Below are 18,827 nucleotides of genomic sequence, written 5' to 3'. Positions count from 1 at the left end.
ACACCGCGGCGCGAACCAGCCGCGCATGCACAACGGGTGGCCGCAAGAGCCGCCGTAAGACACTACGGAAGCGCGTGGCACGGTCGGCGACACCTTCGGGCGGATGGCACCCCATGCTGAAGTTGAACAGGCGCACCCTTCTCTCCGCCACGGCGCTGGCGGCTACCGGTGGAGGCCGAGCCTGGGCGCAAGATTTCCCGGACCGCCCGATCCGCCTCGTGCTGCCCTACGCGCCCGGCGGCGTGGTGGACTATGTCGGCCGCGTCTTCGCGCAAGGCCTGAGCGAACCGCTGCGCCAATCCGTCGTGGCCGAGAACCGTGCGGGGGCGGGCGGCGTCGTCGGCACCGACTACGTCGCGAAGTCGGCGTCTGACGGCTACGTGCAGCTCATCATGGACCCGGCGGTCGTCATCAATCCCTCGCTCCAGTCGCGGGTGCCCTATGATCTCTTCAAGGATCTGCGGCCGGTCTCCATCCTCACCAGCTCGCCGCTCGTTCTCGTCGTTGGGCCGGACCTTCCGGTGCGCAGCATCGCTGACTTCGTCGCCCATGCGCGCGCGAACCGGGGACGGCTGAGCTTTGCTTCCGCCGGCACCGGCACCACGCCGCACCTGGCGGGCGAGATGTTCGGCCGCATCACCGGCTGCGAGCCGACGCATGTCCCTTACCGCGGCATCGCGGCGGGCTTCACCGACATGATGACAGGGCAGGTGGCCTTCGCCTTCAGCAGCATCGCGGGCGCCCGTGGCCTGGTGAACGACGGCAAGCTGCGTGCGCTGGCCACCACCGGCCCGCAGCGCAGCGCCGCCTTTCCGGACCTGCCGACGATGCGGGAGTCCGGGATGGAAGACTTCGTCGTGGATCTCTGGCTCGCGCTGCTCGTTCCGGCCGCGACGCCGGACCGAATCATCGCACGCATGCATGCTGCGGCCATGGAGGTTATCCGTCGCCCCGAGACGGCCACAAGCCTCGAACGCGTCGGTGCGGAGGGACGCGGCAGCACGAGCGCCGAGGCTGCTGCTACCCTTCGCCAGGAATTCGAGACCTGGCGGAAGCTGATCACCGACGCCAAGATCACGGTCTAGGGTGATGGGACGCCCCTTGTTCCCCCGCCGCGCGATCCTCGCCGGCGCGGGGCTTGCCGCGCCCGCCGCGCTGCGGGCCCAGCCCATCTCCGCGCGTCCGCTGCGCCTGATAGTGGGCTTTGCCCCTGGTGGCGCGGCCGATACCGTCGCGCGGCTGATCGCGCCCGCCATGGGCGAGGTGCTCGGCCAAACAGTCGTGGTGGAGAACCGCAGCGGCGCGAGCGGCACCAACGCCGCCGCCTTCGTCGCCGCCGCGCCGCCGGATGGGCACACCGTCCTTCTCTCCACGCTCACGCAGGCCTCCAACCCACACCTCTTCAGCGGCCTGTCCTTCGACTACGCGACGGCTTTCGCCCCCGTCAGCCTGGTCGTGCTCTTCCCGACGGTACTCGCGGTGCGGAGGGATTTTCCGGTGACGGATGCGGCAGGCTTCCTCGCTCTCGCCCGCAAGCGGCCGGAGCCCATCACCTACGGCACGCCCGGCAACGCGACCGCTCAGCACATGGCGGCGGAGCTGCTGCAGCTCCGCACCGGCATCCGGTTGGAGCACGTTCCATATCGCGGCGGTGCCGACGCGGCGCGTGACCTCGCGGCCGGGGTGGTGGAGGCGAGCTTCAACTCCGTTGGTACGCTGCAGCCCGCCCTGGCCGCCGGCGCCCGCCCCCTGATGGCCGTGACCGCCGAGCGCATCCCGAGCCTGCCGGACGTGCCGACGGGCGCGGAATGCGGCATCCCCGACTATGCCCTCTCCGACATCTGCGGCCTCTTCTCGCCGGCCGCGACACCGCCCGACCGGGTGGCGCGGTTGCAAGCGGCGGTTGTCGCCGCGCTGGCTACGGAGGAGGTGCGCACCCGCCTGCGCGGCATGGAGGTGCAGGGCGTCGGCAGCACCCCCGCGGAGTTCACCCGCTTTATGCAAACGGAGAGCGCCCGGCTGGGCACGCTCATCCGCGCCGCCGGCATCAAGCTCTCTTGACCCACTCGCTCCTAACCCACTGCGGGCCCGAAAAAGGAACGGCCCGCGTCTCTCGACGCGGGCCGCCCCCAAGCGATCAGCCGTGAGCGAAGTGGCTCAGACCGAGTAGTACATCTCGAACTCGACCGGGTGCGGGGTGTGCTCGAACCGGTACACGTCCTGCCACTTCAGCTCGATGTAGCTCTCGATCTGGTCCTTCGAGAACACGTCGCCGGCCAGCAGGTACTCGTGGTCGGCCTCGAGGGACTGCAGGGCCTCGCGCAGCGAACCGCAGACCGTCGGGATGCCCTTCAGCTCCTCCGGCGGCAGGTCATAGAGGTCCTTGTCCATCGGCTCGCCCGGATGGATCTTGTTCTTGATCCCGTCCAGGCCCGCCATCAGCATCGCGGCGAAGGCGAGGTAGGGGTTCGCGCCCGGATCCGGGAAGCGCACCTCGACGCGCTTGGCCTTCGGGCTCGTCGCGTAGGGGATGCGGCAGGAGGCGGAGCGGTTGCGGGCCGAGTAGGCTAGCAGCACGGGGGCCTCGAAGCCCGGGATCAGCCGCTTGTAGGAGTTGGTCAGCGGGTTGGTGAAGGCGTTCAGCGACTTCGCGTGCTTGATGATACCGCCGATGTACCACAGCGCGTGGTCCGACAGGTCCGCGTAGCCGTTGCCGGCGAAGAGCGGCTTTCCGTCCTTCCAGATGGACTGGTGCACGTGCATGCCCGAGCCGTTGTCGCCATAGATCGGCTTCGGCATGAAGGTCGCCGTCTTCCCGTAGGAATGCGCGACGTTGTGGATGCAGTACTTATAGATCTGCATGTGGTCGGCCTGGGTGATCAGCGGGCCGAACTTGGTGCCGAGCTCGTGCTGGCTCTGCGCCACCTCATGGTGGTGCTTCTCGCCGAGGACGCCCATCTCCATCATCGTGGAGAGCATCTCGGCGCGCAGGTCCACCTCGGAGTCTACCGGGTTCACCGGGAAGTAGCCGCCCTTCACGCCGGGGCGGTGGCCCATGTTCCCCTCCGGGAACTCCTTCATGGAGGCGCCCGGGCCCTCACCGCTCTCGAGGCGGTACATGCCGTAGTTGCCGCCCGTGCCGAACTTCACGTCATCGAACACGAAGAACTCGGCCTCGGGGCCGAAGAAGGCAGTGTCGCCGATGCCGGAGGACTTGAGATAGGCCTCGGCCTTCTTCGCCGTGCCGCGCGGGTCGCGCGAGTAGAGCTGGCCGGTCGAGGGCTCGATGATGTCGCAGAAGAGAATCAGCTGCGGCTTCGCGCTGAAGGGGTCCATGCAGGCATTCAGCGTGTCCGGCATGAGGATCATGTCAGACTCGTTGATCGCCTTCCAGCCGGCGATCGAGGAGCCGTCGAACATGATCCCCTCAGAGAAGGTGTCCTCCTCGATGGTGGAGACGTGCTGGGCGGTGTGCTGCCACTTGCCCTTCGGGTCCGTGAACCGGAAGTCCACGTACTCGACGCTGTTCTCCTTGATCATCTCCATCACCTTGGAGACGCTTTCCTTACTATTCGCCATTCGATGGCCCCTATTCGGCTGAAACGCGTTAAACTTGCGGGACCGTTCCTGCCCCGCCTGGCCCGCCCGCGCCCCCTCGGGCCAGCGGGCGGGAGAGCTGCTACACGGCTTCCTCGCCGCGCTCCCCGGTGCGGATCCGCACCACGTCCTGCACCTCGGTGATGAAGATCTTGCCGTCTCCGATCCGACCCGTGCGCGCGGCGGCGGTGATCGCCTCCACGGCGCGCTCGGCTAGGTCGTCGGAGCAGATCACCTCGATCTTCACCTTCGGCAGGAAGTCCACGACGTATTCCGCGCCGCGGTAGAGTTCGGTGTGCCCCTTCTGACGGCCGAAACCCTTGGCCTCGACCACGGTCAGGCCCTGCAACCCGATCTCGTGCAGCGCATCCTTCACCTCGTCGAGCTTGAAGGGCTTGATGATCGCTTCGATCTTTTTCATCGGCTCCGTATCCCGCGGGGTCCGGGGCACCCCGCTCCTCCCGCGTCTTGGCCGCGACCCCGTACTGAGGGCCGCTGGCCGGCGGACGTTGCACGGCCCGTGCCGCCCGGGCAATGCCGCAGCCGGGCGATTCTGGAAAGCCCCTCCCGTCGGAGAAGGGGAGATGGGGCATTTTGCCCATTTAATAGGCAATTCGCCCAGGCGCGATTGCGCCAGCGGGCGCCTCACCCCATCATGGGTCCGAACCCCTCCCGGGCCCGATCCGCGCGGAACCCGCACCGCCGCCCCCTCCGGAACGTCCAGGCCAAGCATGAACGCCCCCTCCCATCCGTCCCTTAAGCCGCAGAACGCCCTTCTCTCCGGAACCGGGACGACCGTCTTCACCGTGATGTCGGCACTCGCCGTGGAGCACGGGGCGATCAACCTCGGCCAGGGCTTCCCGGACTACGAGGGGCCGGAGCCGGTGCTGCGTGCCGCGGCCGATGCCCTGCTGGACCACCGCAACCAGTACCCGCCGCTGACCGGCGTGCCGGAACTTCGCGCCGCGGTGGCGGCGGCGAACCGCCGCTTCTACGGGCTTGAAATCGACCCGGCCTCCGAGGTCGTTGTCACCTCCGGCGCAACCGAGGCGATCACCGCCAGCCTCATGGCCGTCCTCGATCCCGGCGACGAGTGCGTGCTGATCGAGCCGCTTTACGACACCTACCTGCCGGTGGTGCGGATGCTCGGTGCCATCCCGAAGCTCGTCCGCCTCACGCCGCCGAAGTGGGAGCTGCCTCGCGCGGAACTGGCCGCCGCCTTCGGCCCGCGCACGAAGGCGATCCTGCTCAATTCCCCGATGAACCCGACCGGCAAGGTCTTTACCACCGCCGAGCTCGCCTTCATCGCCGACTTGGTCCAGCGCCACGGCGCCTATGCCATCTGCGACGAGGTCTATGAACACCTCACCTTCGACGGCTGGTCCCATATCCCGCTGATGACCCTGCCAGGCATGCGGGAGCGCTGCATGCGCATCGGCAGCGCCGGCAAGACCTTCAGCCTGACGGGCTGGAAGGTCGGATACGTCACCGCCGACCGCTCCCTCGCACCCAACGTCGCCAAGGCGCACCAGCTCCTCACCTTCACCACGCCGCCTAACCTGCAGCGGGCCATCGCCGTGGGCCTCGGGCTGGATGACGCCTATTTCGCCGGGCTCTCCGCCTCGCTCGGGGCAAAGCGAGACCGGCTGGCGGCCGGGCTCTCGGCACTCGGCTTCGGGGTGCTGCCCACCCAGGGCTCCTATTTCGTGACGGCCGACTTCCGCCCGCTCGGCTTTGCCGGAGACGATGTCGCCTTCTGCCGCCACATCACCGAGGCCGCGAAGGTCACGGCCATTCCCGTCTCGGCCTTTTATGCGGGGGAGGGGGCGCCGAACCACTATGCCCGCTTCGCCTTCTGCAAGGCCGACGCCGTTCTGGACGAGGCGCTGGGCCGCCTCGCCGCCTGGAAAGGCGCCCGCGGGGCGGTCCGCGCGGCCGGCTGACCCCGGCCGGGCATAACCCCCGTTGACGGGAGCCCGTCCGGCACCCTAAACCGCGCCGCCGGCCGGAACTCCCGGTCGGTTGCCGGAACCTTCGGTTCCGGCGGTATGGCGGCCTTAGCTCAGTTGGTAGAGCGCCACGTTGTGGTCGTGGATGTCACGGGTTCGAGCCCCGTAGGTCGCCCATCTCCCCTTTTCCCCTCCAGTCCGCCCAGTCGCCCCCCTCCCGGTTGACAGCCGCGCCGCATCCTTCACGACTGGCGCCGCGAAGGATCGGAGGAACGGCCTTGCATCTCAGCCTCGAAGGGCGCCGCGCCCTGGTCACCGGCGGCTCGCGCGGGCTCGGCCTCGCCATGGCCCGCGCCTTCACCGAGGTCGGCGCCCGGGTCGCGATCGTCGCGCGGGAGGAAGGGCCGCTCGCCCAAGCCGCCGCCTCCCTCCCCGGCAGCGTGCCCGTTCAGGCGGACCTTGCCACCGCCGAGGGCTGCGAGCGCGCCTTCGCCGCCGCCGAAGCGGGGCTGGGCGGAGTGGACATCCTCGTCAACAACGCCGGCACCTCCCGCCGCGCGCCCTTCACCCGGATTACCGACGCGGACTGGCAGGCGGACCTCGACCTGAAGCTCTTCGCCGCCATCCGCCTCACCCGCCTCGCCTGGCCAGGCATGGCGGAGCGGCGCTTCGGGCGGGTGATCAATGTGCTGAACACCGGGGCCAAGGCGCCGCCCGCGGGCGGCGCCCCCACAGCCGTCTCCCGCGCCGCCGGCTTGGCCCTGATGAAGGTGCTGGCGGGGGAGGGGGCCTCGCTCGGCATCAACGTAAACGCCCTGCTCGTCGGCAAGATCGACAGCGACCAGTGGGTGCGCCGCCACGCCGCCGACCCCGCCGGCCAGACCTACGAGGAATGGAAGGAGGAGGCCGGCCGCGCCATCCCCATGGGCCGCATGGGCCGCGCGGAGGAGTTCGCCGCCATGGCTCTGGCGCTCGTCTCCGCGGCCGGCGAATACGTCACCGGCACCGCCATCAACGTCGATGGCGGCCTCTCGCCGGTTCCCTGAGGAGATTTCCGTGGAGAAGACTGTCGCGATTGCAGGCCTGGGCGCCATCGGCCTGGAACTCGCCCGGCTGCTGGACAGGCAGCCGGAAGGGCTGCGCCTCGTCGCCGTCTCGGCCCGCGACGCCGCGAAGGCCGAGGCGAACCTCGCCGGCTTCGCTTATCGCCCGAAGCTCGTCCCTCTCGCCGCGCTGGCCGATGAGGCCGCGATCGTCGTGGAATGCGCCCCCGCCGCCGTCTTCGAGGAGGTGGCGCGCCCCGCCATCGCCCGGGGGCGCCTCTTCGTCCCCGCTTCGGTCGGCGCGCTGCTACCCCGCATGCACCTCGTGGAGGAGGCGCGCCGCACCGGCGCCCGCATCCTCGTGCCCACCGGAGCCCTGCTGGGCCTCGACGCCATCCGTGCCGTCGCCGAGGGGCCGGTGGAGAGCGTGACCATCGAGACTCGTAAGCCGCCCCGCGGATTGGAGGGCGCCCCCTACCTCGCGGAGAAGGGCCTCGATATGGCCGCGGTGACGGAGCCGACCCTCGTCTTCAAGGGAAATGCCCTGGATGCGGCGCGCGGCTTCCCCGCCAACGTGAACGTCGCCGCCGCCCTCGCCCTGGCCGGCATCGGGCCGGAGCGCACGACGGTGGAGATCTGGGCCGTGCCCGGCCTGCCCCGCAACACCCACACCATCCGCGCCGAAGCCGGCGCCGCCCGCCTGACCATGACCGTGGAGGGGGTGCCGAGCGAGACCAACCCGCGCACGGGCAAGCTCACCCCTCTCTCGATCCTCTCCCTCCTGCGCGGCCTCGTCTCCACGCTCAAGGTGGGCAGCTAGGCTCCGCCACCTCCTCCAGCAGCCAGTCCGTGAAGGCGGCCACGGCCGGGCGCAGGGGGCCGGCGGGCCGGATCAGCCAGTAGTGGTCCCCGGCCGGGATGGTGTCGGGGGCCAGTCGGCGCAGGACGCGACCGCGCAACTCGCGCTCGACGAAGGCGGGGGAGCAGATCACGGCCCCCATGCCCTCCATCGCCGCCTGGATGGCCAGGGTGGTGCTCTCGAAGACCAGCGGCGCCGAAGCGGGTGCCAACCCGTGCGCCGCGTGCCATAGCGTCCAGTCATTCGGCCGGACGCGGCTGGCGAGGAGGCGCAGCCCCGCGAGCGACCGACCGCGCGCGAGGGCGGGCGCAGCGAAGGGTGCCAGTAGCACCGGCTGCAGCCGCAGCGCGCCCGGTGCGGGCGGCGTTTCGGCAGGGGAGGTGCGTACGGCCACGTCCGCTCGTGCGTCGCTCGCCGCATGCGCGTCGGTGGAAGTGGAGACCTCCACCTCCATGCCCGGATGCGCCGCGCGGAAACTTGTCAGGCGCGGAATCAGCCAGCGCAGCGCCCAGGTGGTATAGGCGAGCACCCGCACCGGGCGCGATCCCCCTTGCAGGGCGGCGGTGGCCGCACGGATCCGGGTGAAACCTTCGCCCAGCGCCTCCGCATAGGCTGCGCCAGCCTCGGTGAGCCGAACGAGGTTGGCGCCGCGCCGGAGCAGCGGCACGCCCAGCCGAGCTTCCAGCTCCCTCAGCCGCTTGCTCACGGCGGGCTGGGTGACGTTCAGCCGCGTCGCCGCCGCGCTGAGGCTGCCGGTTTCCGCCACCAGCACGAAGGCGTGGAGGGAGGCGAGGGAGGGTAGGTCATCCACCATGCGCCAGCATAACCCCAGGTTGGGGCAGCTCAACCATTCCTCCCTGGCCGCCACCCTGGTCCGCGCGCATGCTCCAGTTCCCCCAAACGAGGGGGCCGCCGGCCGCACCGGCAGGAAAGCCACCGGGACAGATCCCGGGGAGGAGGAATGCCCATGCGCCGCCGTGCCGCCCTGACCCTGCCCGCCCTTGTGATGCCCGCACTAGTCATGCCGGGCCTGATCCGCCCCGTCCGCGCCCAGGAGCGCTACCCCGACCGTCCCGTCCGCCTCGTGATCCCCTTCGCCACGGGCGGCAGCAACGACGTGGTGGGCCGGCTAGTGGCAGAGGGCATGGGCCAGCGGCTGGGCCAGACCTTCGTGGTGGAGAACCGCGGCGGCGCGGGCGGACTGATCGGCAACGATCTCGTCGCAAAGTCGAGGACGGAGGGCTACGACCTGCTGCTCGCCGGCAGTGGCAGCTTTCTCATCAGCAGCCTCGTGCAGCCGCGCGTGCCCTATGACGTGGCCGCGGACTTCACGCCGGTCGGCTTCATCGGGCAGGCGCCCAACGTCATCTGCCTCAACCCCTCCGTGCCCGCCCGCAACCTACGGGAACTGCAGGAGGTCGCGAAGAAGGCGAACCCGCCGCTCACCTACGGCTCCCCCGGCGTCGGCACCACCGGCCATGTGCTGCCCGCCATGATCGCGCTGACCCTCGGCGTGCAGATGGAGCACGTGCCCTATCGCGGCACGGGCCCTGCGCTGACCGACGTGCTGGCGGGGCGGCTGAGCATGATCACCAATGCGCTCGCGCCGCTGAAGCCGCATATCGAGTCCGGCGCCCTGCGCGCCATCGCCCTGGCCGCGGGCGCCCGCTCTGCCGTGATGCCGAACATCCCCACCACGGGAGAGGAGGGCTTCCCAACCATCCTCTCCTCCACCTGGTACGGCATCGTCGGGCCGAAGGACATGCCGGCGGACCGCGTGGCGCGGCTGCACACCGCGCTGAACGCGACGCTCGCCGACCCCGAGATTGCCCGCCGCCTGCTGGACGAGGGCGTGGAGGTGCAGCCGAGCCCCACCCCGGCCGACTACGCCCGCTTCCTGACCGAGGACCGCGAGCGGTGGGCGGACGTGGTGCGCCGCGCCAACATCAAGGCGGAGTAGCGGCCGTGCCGCTGCGCCGCATCGCGGTGCTCGACGATTTCGGCGCCGCCGCGCGCGGGTCGGCCGATTGGTCCGGCCTGCCGATCACCTTCTTCCCCGACCATGTAGCTGACGAGGCGGTGCTGGCCGAGCGGCTGGCCGGCTTCGACGCGGTGGTGCTGATCCGCGAGCGAACGCCCTTTCCCGCGTCCCTCATCGCGCGCCTGCCGGAGCTGCGGCTGGTGGTCACCACCGGGGCGAAGAACCGGCTGCTGGACCTCGCGGCCTGCGAAGCGCGTGGCATCGCCGCCTGCGGCACGCCCTCCCTCGATACGCCGACGGTGGAGATGACCTGGGCGCTCATCCTCTCCCTCGCGCGGCGGGTGCCCTTCGAGGACGCGGCGCTGCGGGCCGGAAGGTGGCAGACCGGGCCGGGACGCAGCCTGCAAGGGGCGACACTGGGAGTGATCGGCCTGGGCAAGCTCGGCCGGCAGGTGGCGGCGCTCGGCCGCGCCTTCGGCATGGAGGTGATCGCCTGGAGCAGCAACCTGACTGAGGAAGCCGCCGCGGCCGCCGGCGCGCGCCGCGTGGAGAAGGCGGCGCTGCTGGCCACATCCGATGTCGTCACGCTGCACCTCGTTCTCGGCGAGCGGTCCCGCAACACGCTCGGCGCGGCGGAACTGGTGGCGATGCGGCCGGGCGCGCTGCTCGTGAACACCGCGCGGGCGGGACTGGTGGACCAGGCGGCGCTGCTGGCGGCGCTCGAACTCGGCCATCTCGGTGGCGCCGCCATCGATGTGCACGACATCGAACCGATGCCGCCGGACCATCCTCTCCTGCGCGCACCGCGCACCATCCTGACCCCGCATCTCGGCTACGTCACCGCCGAGAACTATCGCCTCTACTTCCAGGGGGCGGTGGCCGCGCTGCGCGCCTTCGACGTCGGCCAGCCGCTGCCGCACCCGCTGACACCCCAACCGCGGGCCGCCTGACGCCCGCCCGGAGAGAGCCGTGAAAACCTACGACGCCATCATCCTGACCACAGATGGTCCCGTGGCCACGATGACGCTGAACCGCCCTCAGGCGCGAAACGCCATCGACGACGCCATGCGCTACGAGATGCTGGACGCGCTCGACCATGTCGCCAAGGAGGAGAGCATCCGCGCCCTTGTCGTCACCGGCAGCGGCAAGGGCTTCTGCTCGGGCGGCGACGTGAAGGGCATGCAGCAGCGGCTGAGCGCGCCGCAGGGAATGATCGGCATCAACGGCTGGCGGCGGCAGCACCGAACGCACCACATGCTCTCGGCGCTGCACACCCTGCCTAAGCCGACCATCGCCGCGGTGAACGGCGCCGCCACCGGGCTGGGCTGCGATCTCGCGCTGTGCTGCGACTTCGTCATCGCCTCCGAGGCCGCGATGCTGGCGATGAGCTACGTCTTGCGCGGCCTGATTCCCGACGGCGGCGGCCTCTACTTCCTGCCGCGCCGCGTCGGCCTATCCCGCGCGAAGGAGCTCATCTTCTCCGGCCGCACCGTGCAGCCGGAGGAGGCGCTGCGGATCGGCATGATCGACCGCGTGGCCGCGCCCGAGGCGCTGGTGGCGGAGGCGCAGGGCTGGGCGGCCGAGCTGTCGAAGAACGCGCCCGGGGCGGTCGCGCTCAGCAAGACCATCCTCGACCAGAGCTTCGAACTGAGCATGGAGCAGGTCTTCTCCTTGGGCAGCCAAGCCCAGGCAATCTGCTATTCATCCCAGGACCACCTCGACTCCGTCGCCGCCTTCCTGGAGCGCAGCGCGAAGCGGAAGGAGGGCTCGTCGTGAACGCCATCGCGCGCCTCCTCGCCCCCCGCAGCGTCGCCGTCATCGGCGCCTCGGCCGATGCGACGAAGATGACCGGACGGCCGGTCGGCTACCTCCGCAAGCACGGCTTTACGGGCGCGATCTACCCCGTGAACCCGCGCGTGACGGAAATCGCGGGTCTGACCTGCTACCCGGACGTCGCCTCGCTGCCGGAGGCGCCGGACGCCGCCATCGTGCTCCTCGGCCCCGAGCGCGCGGAAGCCGCCGTGCGCGACCTCGCCGCCCGCGGCACGGCGGCCGCGATCGTCCTTGCCAGCGGCTACGGCGAGACGGATGAGGAAGGGGCGCGCCGGCAGGGGGCCCTGAAGGAGGCGGCGGGCCCAATGCGCCTGCTCGGCCCCAACACGATCGGGCTGGTGAACCTGACGAACCGGATCACACTTTCCGCCACCGGCGCGCTGGAGATGGGAAATCTCCGCGCGGGCGCCATCTCCGTCGTGTCGCAGAGCGGCGGCATCCTCGGCGCGCTGCTCTCCCGCGCGACGGACCGCGGCGTCGGCTTTGCCAAGCTCGCCTCCACCGGCAACGAGGCGGATCTCGACAGCACCGACCTCATCGAGCACCTACTGGACGACGAGGCCACCCGCGTTATCGCCGTCTACATGGAGGGGCTGCGGCGCCCCGAAGCCTTCCGAGAGGTCGCGCTGCGGGCGGCGGCGATGAACAAGCCGATCGTGGTCTTCAAGGTCGGCCGCTCTGAATCCGGCGCCCGCTCGGCCAGCTCCCACACCGGCGCACTGGCGGGCGCGGACCGTGTCTACGACGCGCTGTTCCGGCAGTGCGGCGTCATCCGGGCGGAAACCTTCTCGGACCTGCTGGACATCCCCACCGCTCTCGCACCCGGCCGTCGGGCGGCGGGCAAGCGGGTCGCGATCCTTACCTCCACGGGCGGGGCGGGGACGCTGGTGGCGGACAGCCTCGGCCTCGCCGGCTTCGAAGTGCCCGTGCCCGACGCCCCCACCGCCGCGCGCCTGGCCGCACTGACGGGGGAGGCGGCTTCGGCCGGGCGCAACCCGGTGGACCTGACCCTCGCGGGCCTGCGCCCCAACCTGCTCCGCGGCGCCATCGACGCGCTCCAGGAGAGCCCGTCCTTCGACGCCGCCGTGGTGATCGTCGGGTCCTCCGCCCTTGCCCAGCCGACCCTTGCCTCTGACGCCGTGGTGGAGTGCCAGGCGCGGGGCGAGAAGCCCATCCTCTGCTATGTCAGCCCGCACGCGCCGGAGGTGACGCGGCTGCTGAACGGGCAAGGCATCCCCGCCTTCACCGCGCCCGAGGCCACCGCCTCCGTCCTCGCGGCCCTGCAGCCGCGGCCGGTGCCCCCCGCGCCGCCCCCACCCGCGGCGCCCGACCCTGCCATCGCCGCCCTGCCGGCCGGGCCGCTGAACGAGGCCGAGAGCAAGGCGCTCTTCGCCCGCTTCGGCCTGCCCGCGGCGCGGGAGGCGGTGGCGAGCGACCCTGCCGGCACCATTGCCGCCGCCGAAGGCCTGGGGGAGCGCGTAGTGCTGAAGGTTCTCTCCCGCGACATCCCGCACAAGAGCGACCTTGGCGGCGTGGCCGTGGGCCTGCCGCCAGCCGCCCTGCCGGAGGCCGCCGCCGCCATGCTGGAACGGCTGCGTGCCGCCGGCGCCCCCGCGCCCGAGGGCTTCCTCGTGCAGGAGATGGTGCGCGGCGGCGTGGAGCTGATCCTCGGCTTCCACCGCGACCCGCAGCTCGGCCCCGCGCTGCTGCTGGGCATGGGCGGCGTGGCGGCGGAACTGCTGGGTGACACCGCGCTGCGCCTGCTGCCCATTACCCGCGCCGACGCGGAGGGGATGGTTGCGGAACTGCGCACCGCCCCCCTGCTGCGAGGCTACCGCGGCGCACCCCCAGCCGATGTGCCGGCGCTGGTGGACGCGATCCTCGCCTTCGCCGCCATGGTTGGGGCGGCGGGGGAGCGGCTGCTGGAGGCCGAGATCAACCCTCTCTTCGTCCTGCCAGAAGGGGAGGGGGTGCGCGCCGTGGACGGGCTGGCCGTCCTCGGCTGAACCCGGCCCTCAGTCCCGGCTTTATCCCTGCCGGGGCAGCTGCCGCTCCACCATCGTCGCCCACCAGGAAGCGCCGAGCGGCAGCACCGCATCGTTGAAGTCGTAGCGGGGATGGTGGACCTGCGGGTCCTCCGGCGTGCGGCCGGCGCCGAGCATAAGGTAGGCGCCGTCCTTCGCGTTCAGCATGAAGGAGAAGTCCTCGCCTCCCATGGTGGGCTTGGGCAGCAACTGCACCTTCGCCTCCCCCGCCACTGCGCGCGCGGCCTCGGCGGCAAGGCCCGTGCTCGTCTCCTCGTTGATGGTCGCGGGGTACATGCGGTCGAAATGCACCTCCGCTTCCGCGCCATAGGCTGCGGCGATGCCCGTCGCGAGCGAGCGCACCTTGTTCTCCAGGATGTCGCCGACTTCCGGAGAATACCAACGGGCGGTGCCGCGCAGGTTCACCACCTCCGGGATGACGTTGAAGGCCATGCCGCCCTCGATCTTGCCGATGGTGATCACCCCGGCCTCCACCGGCTCCACGTTGCGCGCCACGATGGACTGGAAGGCCGTGACGATCTGGGAAGCGATGACGATCGGGTCGTTACCCTGGTGTGGCATCGCCCCGTGCGCGCCCTTGCCGGTCACGGTGATGCGGATATCGGCCACCGCCGCCATCACCGGCCCGACGCGCCACAGGAAGGTACCCTCGGGGGCGCCCGGCCAGTTGTGCAGGCCGAAGACGCGGTCCATCGGGAAGCGCTCGAACAGCCCCTCCTTCACCATGACCTCGCCGCCGCCGCCCATCTCCTCGGCGGGCTGGAAGATCATGTAGGCGGTGCCGGAGAAGTTCCGCGTCTCCGCGAGGTAGCGCGCGGCGCCGAGCAGCATGGCGGTGTGCCCGTCATGCCCGCAGGCATGCATGACACCCGGGGTGAGGGAGGCGTGGGGCACGCCCGATTCCTCGTGGATCGGCAGCGCATCCATGTCCGCGCGAAGGCCGATCGCTCCGCCCTCCCCGCGCCCGCGAATGACGCCCACGACGCCGGTGGTGGCGATGCCCGTGATCACCTCGTCGCAGCCGAACTCGCGCAGCTTGTCGGCGACGATCCCCGCTGTCCGCACCTCCTGGAAGTTCAGCTCGGGATGCTGGTGGAAGTCCCGGCGCCAAGCCGTCATGTCGTCGTGGAACTCGGCGATGCGGTTGATGATGGGCATGGGGTCTCCGGCAGCGGCAAAAGGGGACGGATGGTGATCGGGCAGGGGCGGGGTGCCAAGCCCCTGCTCAGGCAACCCCGCGCGAGAAGGTAAGGGCCAGACCCTCATCCAGGCCGATCGGCTCCACGCCCAGCAGCGCGCGCATCGGGCCGATGTCGAAGGCCTTGTCCTCCGTCAGCCGGCGCAGCTCGGCCGCGCGGATGCGCGGCAGGCCGGGCACCACCCGCAGCAGCGGCACCAGCGCCAGCAGCGGCCCGAGCGGCAAGGGCACCACGCGCGGCGGGCGGAACCCGGCGGCCCGGCAGACGGCGCGGAGGAAATCGGCGTAGCGGACCGGCCTCGGCCCCGCCACGACCACCGCCTCCGGCCGCTCCCAGTCCCGCCGCAGCGCTGCCATCAGGGAGCGCGTGACGTCCGACTGGTGGATCGGCTGCACGAGGGAGGTGCCGCCGCCGGGCAGGGGGGCCACCGGAAGGCGGCGGAGCAGGGTAGCCAAGCGCTGCACGTTGTCCTCCCCCTCCGCGCCGTAGATCATCGTGGGGTGCAGGATCACGCCGGGCCGGCCGCTCTCCATCAGCGCCGCCTCGCCCTGCCTTACCCCGTCCCCATGGTCGTCGCGCCACTGGGAGAAGCGGCGGGTGCTGCCCATCAGCACCAGCGGCGCGGCGGGCGGGGCGGCGGCGAGGATGGCGGGCGCGTGGCGCGCATGGGCGCAGGAGACGACGCGCGCCGCCCCTTCCAACGCGGCCCGCAGGGTGTCGGGGTCACGCAGGTCGGCGATCCGCGGCGCGCCCGGCATCCCCGTCACGGCCCATCGCTCCGCGTGGCGCACCACCGGCAGGAAGCCGATCCCTTCGGCCGCCAGAGCGCGGCAGAGGGCCAGCCCGGACCTTCCGGAGGCGCCGATGACGGCGATGGGCCCGGTGCTCATCGGCATGTTCCCCAGCCCCCGCGGTCAAGGTGGAAGTGGTCGCGATGGGCGGCGTTGTAGTCCGGCCCGAGCACCGTCGCGAAGACCCGGCACGCCGCATCCCGCGCGCGGCGGAGGAAATCGCCCGCCTGATCCGGCGCGTTCCAGTCCCGTGGCAGTCCCACGCTGCGGCCATCCGCCAGGGTGAAGCCCGCGATGTCGATCGCGTTCGCCGTCGCGTGCTGGCTGCGCCGCCCTCCCTCCTGGCCGTAGACGTTGCGGCAGTTGTAGGTGCCGAGGTGCCGCACCCCCGTCACCCGCTGCCCGAGGGAGGCAAGCGCCGCCGGCTGCAACCCGTGCCGCTCGAAGACCACCCAGGCCGCCGCGATCGGGCAGTTCACCACCGGCGCCGAGGGCAGGAAGCGCAGCTCGCTCGCGAGCCTCACCGGCTCCACGATGCCGCAACCCTCCCGTAGCGGCTGGGGCGGAAGCTGGTGGAGCGGGATGCCGGAAAGCGCAAAGGCGGCCGCGCAGGACCCGGGCTCCCGCGCCATGCGGGAGAGCTTGTAGCGCGTCAGGACGCCCGGCGGCGCCCGCAGGTCGAGCGGCGCCCAAGGGTCCCAGGCCGGCGGCAGCACCACGGCGCGCGGCAGCAGCAGCACCAGCGCCGCTAGCAGCGGCAGGAGGAGAAGGGGGAGCCAGCGGCACATCAGAAGGTGCTTGCGAAGAGGTGCGGCAAGGCCCCGACGTACTGTGGTATCATGTTACCACACATCTTTTCCTTGACGCGCTGGGCTGCCCCGGCCATATGCGGCCGACATTTCTGACTGAACACACGGATCATGCTGCAAACCCAGACCCGCTCGATCAAGCCGGCGGAGGTCCAGAAGAACTGGATCCTCATCGACGCCGACGGCCTCGTTCTCGGCCGCCTCGCCGCCATCGTGGCGGACCGGCTGCGTGGCAAGCACAAGCCCACCTTCACCCCCCATGTCGATTGCGGCGACCACGTCGTGATCATCAACGCCAAGCGCGTGCGCGTGACCGGCAACAAGGCCGAGCAGTCGGTCTTCTACTGGCACACCGGCTACGCCGGCGGCATCAAGGGCCGTACCGTCCGCGCCGGCCTCGAGGGCCGCTTCCCCGAGCGCGTGCTCGAGAAGGCCGTGGAGCGGATGATCACCCGCAACAACCTCGGCCGCGCCCAGATGCGCAACCTGCACGTCTATGCCGGCGCCGAGCACCCGCATGCCGGCCAATCGCCGCAGCCCCTCGACGTGGCCGCGATGAACCGCAAGAACGTTGCCGCCGCGAAGAAGGCCGCCTGAGCATGAGCGAGCAGACCACCGCCACTTCGCTGGCCGACCTCAAGGATCTCGTCGCCGGCACCCCCGCCAGCCCCGAGGCCGCCGTCACCCGTGAGCCCAAGCGCGACAGCCTCGGCCGCGCCTACGCGACCGGCCGCCGCAAGAACGCCATCGCCCGCGTCTGGATCATGCCGGGCAAGGGCACAGTCACGATCAACGACAAGCCGGCCTCGAAGTACTTCGCGCGCCCGGTGCTGCGGATGCTGATCGCCCAGCCCTTCCTGGTGGCCGACCGTTACCAGCAGTTCGACGTGATGTGCACGGTCGTCGGCGGCGGCCTCTCCGGCCAGGCCGGCGCGGTCCGCCACGGCCTCTCCCGCGCGCTGACCAACTACGAGCCGGGCCTGCGCTCGATCCTCAAGAAGGCCGGCTTCCTGACCCGCGACCCGCGCGTGGTCGAGCGGAAGAAGTACGGCAAGCCGAAGGCCCGACGCTCCTTCCAGTTCAGCAAGCGCTGAAGCCGGCGGGCCGGCCTCACGCCGGTCCGTTCTGGACTGTTCATCAGGAGGGGCGGCCCGCAGGGGCCGCCCCTCTTGCGTTTCCGCCCACCCCAAGTCCCAATCCCTTCCCTCCCCAGGGCGGGAGTCAGGAGAGCAAGATGGCCCAAGGCAGCATCCCGAGCGTCTTCATCGATGGCGAGGCCGGTACGACCGGCCTGCAGATCGTCGAGCGCCTCCAGGGCCGATCGGACCTCACCCTGCGCTCCCTGCCGCCCGAGCACCGCAAGGACCCCGCCGCCAAGCGTGACCTCTTTGCCGAGGTGGACCTCGTGATCCTCTGCCTGCCCGACGCCGCCGCTAAGGAGGCGACCGCGGTCGCTGCCGGTCTCGGCGAGCGGGCGCCGCGCCTCCTCGACGCCTCCACCGCGCATCGGGTGAACCCGGACTGGGTTTATGGCGTCCCCGAACTCGCGCCCGACCAGGCCGCGAAGATCGCCGCTGCCCCCCGCGTCGCCAATCCCGGCTGCTACCCCACCGGCGGCATCCTCCTTCTCCGCCCGCTCGTGGAGGCCGGGCTGTTGCCGCGCGACTACCCTGTCACGGTGAATGCCGTCTCCGGCTATTCCGGCGGCGGCAAGTCGATGATCGCGACGTTCGAAGAAGCCGATGACGCGCCGGCCTTCGAACTCTACGGCCTTGGTCTCGAGCACAAGCACCTGCCGGAGCTGCAGCACTATTCCGGTCTGACGCGCCGCCCGATCTTCGTGCCCAGCGTCGGCGACTTCCGGCAGGGGATGCTCGTCTCCGTGCCCCTGCACCTCGACCTGCTGAGCGGCCGCCCCTCGCCGGCCGCGCTGGAGAGTGCGCTCTCAGCCTATTACGCTGGCCAGGAATTCGTCCGCGTGATGCCTGCCGAGCCCGGCGGAAAGCTGGAGCCCGAAGCCCTGAACAACACGAACCTCGTTGAGCTTCGCGTCTACGGCAACGAGGCGCGCGGCCAGGCGGTGCTCGTCGCCCGTCTCGACAACCTCGGCAAGGGCGCCTCGGGCGCTGCGGTGCAGAACATGAACCTGATGCTCGGCCTATCCGGGGCCAACCAGCTGGAGCGCGCGGCATGAGCGGACCTCTTTTCCCCTTCAAGGGTAAGTGGCCCTCGATTCATCCTACTGCCTTCGTGGCCCCTACCGCCTCGGTGATCGGCGACGTGGAGCTGGGGGAGGATGCCAGCGTCTGGTACGGCTGCGTGCTGCGCGGTGACACAAACTTTATCCGGATCGGCCCGCGCACGAACATCCAGGACGGCACCATCGTCCACGTGAACGCCGGGACCATGCCGGCGGTCCTCGGCGCGGACGTGACGATCGGTCACGCCTGCATCATCCACGCCTGTACCCTGGAGGACCGCGCCTTCGTCGGCATGGGAGCCACCGTGCTGGACAAGGCGGTGATTGAGGAGGGCGGGATGCTGGGCGCTGGTGGACTGCTCTCTCCGGGCAAGGTGATCCGACGAAACGAATTGTGGCTGGGGGCTCCCGCCCGGCTGGTCCGCACCATGTCTGCCGAGGAGCGGGCCGGCTGGGACCGGACCGCGCCCCATTATGCGGAACTGGCGAAGGAACACCGCGCCAGCCTCGAATAGGAAACG

Annotated in this window: 19 protein-coding genes and 1 tRNA gene; 14 read left to right on the top strand and 6 right to left on the bottom strand. The window is 70.9% G+C overall.

Annotated features, from left to right (window positions below; translation table 11 throughout):
- Window positions 1–113 precede the first annotated feature (113 nt).
- Both D9599_RS23610 and D9599_RS23605 read left to right on the top strand, forming a co-directional pair.
- The gene (locus D9599_RS23610; protein ID WP_198383749.1) at window positions 114–1,085 is read left to right on the top strand and encodes a tripartite tricarboxylate transporter substrate binding protein; all 972 of its coding nucleotides are present in this window, start codon (window positions 114–116) and stop codon (window positions 1,083–1,085) included.
- Window positions 1,086–1,089: 4 nt separating this feature from the next.
- On the top strand, window positions 1,090–2,061 hold the full coding sequence (locus D9599_RS23605) for a tripartite tricarboxylate transporter substrate binding protein (RefSeq protein ID WP_198383748.1): 972 nt from the start codon (window positions 1,090–1,092) through the stop codon (window positions 2,059–2,061).
- Window positions 2,062–2,157: 96 nt separating this feature from the next.
- Here the strand turns inward: D9599_RS23605 and glnA are convergent, their stop codons facing one another.
- Together glnA and D9599_RS23595 are read right to left on the bottom strand one after the other, a co-directional pair.
- Complete coding sequence (glnA, locus tag D9599_RS23600) at window positions 2,158–3,579, bottom strand: type I glutamate--ammonia ligase (RefSeq protein ID WP_198383747.1); 1,422 nt, start codon at window positions 3,577–3,579, stop codon at window positions 2,158–2,160.
- Window positions 3,580–3,679: 100 nt separating this feature from the next.
- Window positions 3,680–4,018, bottom strand: coding sequence for a P-II family nitrogen regulator (locus D9599_RS23595; RefSeq protein WP_043837514.1), 339 nt, complete (start codon window positions 4,016–4,018; stop codon window positions 3,680–3,682).
- 310 nt (window positions 4,019–4,328) lie between these two features.
- On the opposite strand from D9599_RS23595, the gene D9599_RS23590 reads away from it, so the two are divergent.
- The 4 genes from D9599_RS23590 to D9599_RS23575 all read left to right on the top strand — a co-directional run bounded on the left by D9599_RS23590 (window position 4,329) and on the right by D9599_RS23575 (window position 7,409).
- Window positions 4,329–5,540, top strand: a complete 1,212-nt coding sequence (locus D9599_RS23590; RefSeq protein ID WP_198383746.1) for an aminotransferase — start codon at window positions 4,329–4,331, stop codon at window positions 5,538–5,540.
- A gap of 108 nt (window positions 5,541–5,648) precedes the next feature.
- Window positions 5,649–5,721, top strand: a tRNA-His gene (locus D9599_RS23585).
- Between the two features lie 103 nt (window positions 5,722–5,824).
- Window positions 5,825–6,592 (top strand): SDR family oxidoreductase, encoded by a 768-nt coding sequence (locus D9599_RS23580; protein WP_198383745.1) that lies wholly within the window; start codon window positions 5,825–5,827, stop codon window positions 6,590–6,592.
- A 10-nt stretch (window positions 6,593–6,602) separates the two neighbouring features.
- Window positions 6,603–7,409 carry an aspartate dehydrogenase gene (locus D9599_RS23575; RefSeq protein WP_309228697.1) on the top strand — a complete coding sequence of 269 codons (807 nt, stop codon included), beginning with the start codon at window positions 6,603–6,605 and terminating at the stop codon, window positions 7,407–7,409.
- Here D9599_RS23575 and D9599_RS23570 read toward each other — a convergent pair.
- Entirely contained in the window at window positions 7,393–8,295 is a 903-nt protein-coding gene (locus tag D9599_RS23570; RefSeq protein ID WP_232480825.1) for a LysR substrate-binding domain-containing protein, read from the bottom strand. The two genes, D9599_RS23575 and D9599_RS23570, sit on opposite strands and share 17 nt — an antisense overlap.
- A gap of 120 nt (window positions 8,296–8,415) precedes the next feature.
- On the opposite strand from D9599_RS23570, the gene D9599_RS23565 reads away from it, so the two are divergent.
- The 4 genes from D9599_RS23565 to D9599_RS23550 are packed head-to-tail and all read left to right on the top strand — an operon-like array spanning window position 8,416 to window position 13,268.
- A complete protein-coding gene (locus tag D9599_RS23565) occupies window positions 8,416–9,408 on the top strand; it encodes a tripartite tricarboxylate transporter substrate binding protein (RefSeq protein ID WP_198383743.1) in 993 nt (330 codons plus the stop codon).
- A 5-nt stretch (window positions 9,409–9,413) separates the two neighbouring features.
- Window positions 9,414–10,379 carry a D-2-hydroxyacid dehydrogenase family protein gene (locus tag D9599_RS23560; RefSeq protein WP_309228696.1) on the top strand — a complete coding sequence of 322 codons (966 nt, stop codon included), beginning with the start codon at window positions 9,414–9,416 and terminating at the stop codon, window positions 10,377–10,379.
- A 19-nt stretch (window positions 10,380–10,398) separates the two neighbouring features.
- Window positions 10,399–11,205 carry an enoyl-CoA hydratase/isomerase family protein gene (locus D9599_RS23555; RefSeq protein WP_309228695.1) on the top strand — a complete coding sequence of 269 codons (807 nt, stop codon included), beginning with the start codon at window positions 10,399–10,401 and terminating at the stop codon, window positions 11,203–11,205.
- Window positions 11,202–13,268, top strand: coding sequence for an acetate--CoA ligase family protein (locus tag D9599_RS23550; RefSeq protein WP_198383742.1), 2,067 nt, complete (start codon window positions 11,202–11,204; stop codon window positions 13,266–13,268). Before D9599_RS23555 ends, D9599_RS23550 begins: the two co-directional genes overlap by 4 nt.
- 21 nt (window positions 13,269–13,289) lie before the next feature.
- Here D9599_RS23550 and D9599_RS23545 read toward each other — a convergent pair whose 3' ends face one another.
- The 3 genes from D9599_RS23545 to D9599_RS23535 all read right to left on the bottom strand — a co-directional run bounded on the left by D9599_RS23545 (window position 13,290) and on the right by D9599_RS23535 (window position 16,085).
- Window positions 13,290–14,465, bottom strand: coding sequence for a M20 aminoacylase family protein (locus tag D9599_RS23545; protein WP_198383741.1), 1,176 nt, complete (start codon window positions 14,463–14,465; stop codon window positions 13,290–13,292).
- Between the two features lie 67 nt (window positions 14,466–14,532).
- Window positions 14,533–15,396 (bottom strand): SDR family oxidoreductase, encoded by an 864-nt coding sequence (locus tag D9599_RS23540; protein ID WP_198383740.1) that lies wholly within the window; start codon window positions 15,394–15,396, stop codon window positions 14,533–14,535.
- Complete coding sequence (locus D9599_RS23535) at window positions 15,393–16,085, bottom strand: extensin family protein (RefSeq protein ID WP_198383739.1); 693 nt, start codon at window positions 16,083–16,085, stop codon at window positions 15,393–15,395. Before D9599_RS23535 ends, D9599_RS23540 begins: the two co-directional genes overlap by 4 nt.
- A 132-nt stretch (window positions 16,086–16,217) precedes the next feature.
- Here D9599_RS23535 and rplM point away from each other — a divergent pair, with 132 nt between their 5' ends.
- From rplM to D9599_RS23515, 4 genes are all read left to right on the top strand, one after another.
- Complete coding sequence (rplM, locus tag D9599_RS23530) at window positions 16,218–16,703, top strand: 50S ribosomal protein L13 (protein ID WP_198383738.1); 486 nt, start codon at window positions 16,218–16,220, stop codon at window positions 16,701–16,703.
- Window positions 16,704–16,705: 2 nt separating this feature from the next.
- On the top strand, window positions 16,706–17,200 hold the full coding sequence (gene rpsI, locus D9599_RS23525; RefSeq protein ID WP_198383737.1) for a 30S ribosomal protein S9: 495 nt from the start codon (window positions 16,706–16,708) through the stop codon (window positions 17,198–17,200).
- A 140-nt stretch (window positions 17,201–17,340) separates the two neighbouring features.
- Window positions 17,341–18,300 carry an N-acetyl-gamma-glutamyl-phosphate reductase gene (argC, locus tag D9599_RS23520; RefSeq protein WP_198383736.1) on the top strand — a complete coding sequence of 320 codons (960 nt, stop codon included), beginning with the start codon at window positions 17,341–17,343 and terminating at the stop codon, window positions 18,298–18,300.
- On the top strand, window positions 18,297–18,821 hold the full coding sequence (locus D9599_RS23515; RefSeq protein WP_198383735.1) for a gamma carbonic anhydrase family protein: 525 nt from the start codon (window positions 18,297–18,299) through the stop codon (window positions 18,819–18,821). Before argC ends, D9599_RS23515 begins: the two co-directional genes overlap by 4 nt.
- The last annotated feature ends 6 nt before the right edge of the window (window positions 18,822–18,827 follow it).

The organism is Roseomonas sp. KE2513 (assembly GCF_016107305.1).
Classification (GTDB): domain Bacteria; phylum Pseudomonadota; class Alphaproteobacteria; order Acetobacterales; family Acetobacteraceae; genus Roseomonas.
The sequence above is the reverse complement of the archived record's forward strand: the minus strand, read 5'-3'. Positions and strand labels throughout refer to the sequence as shown.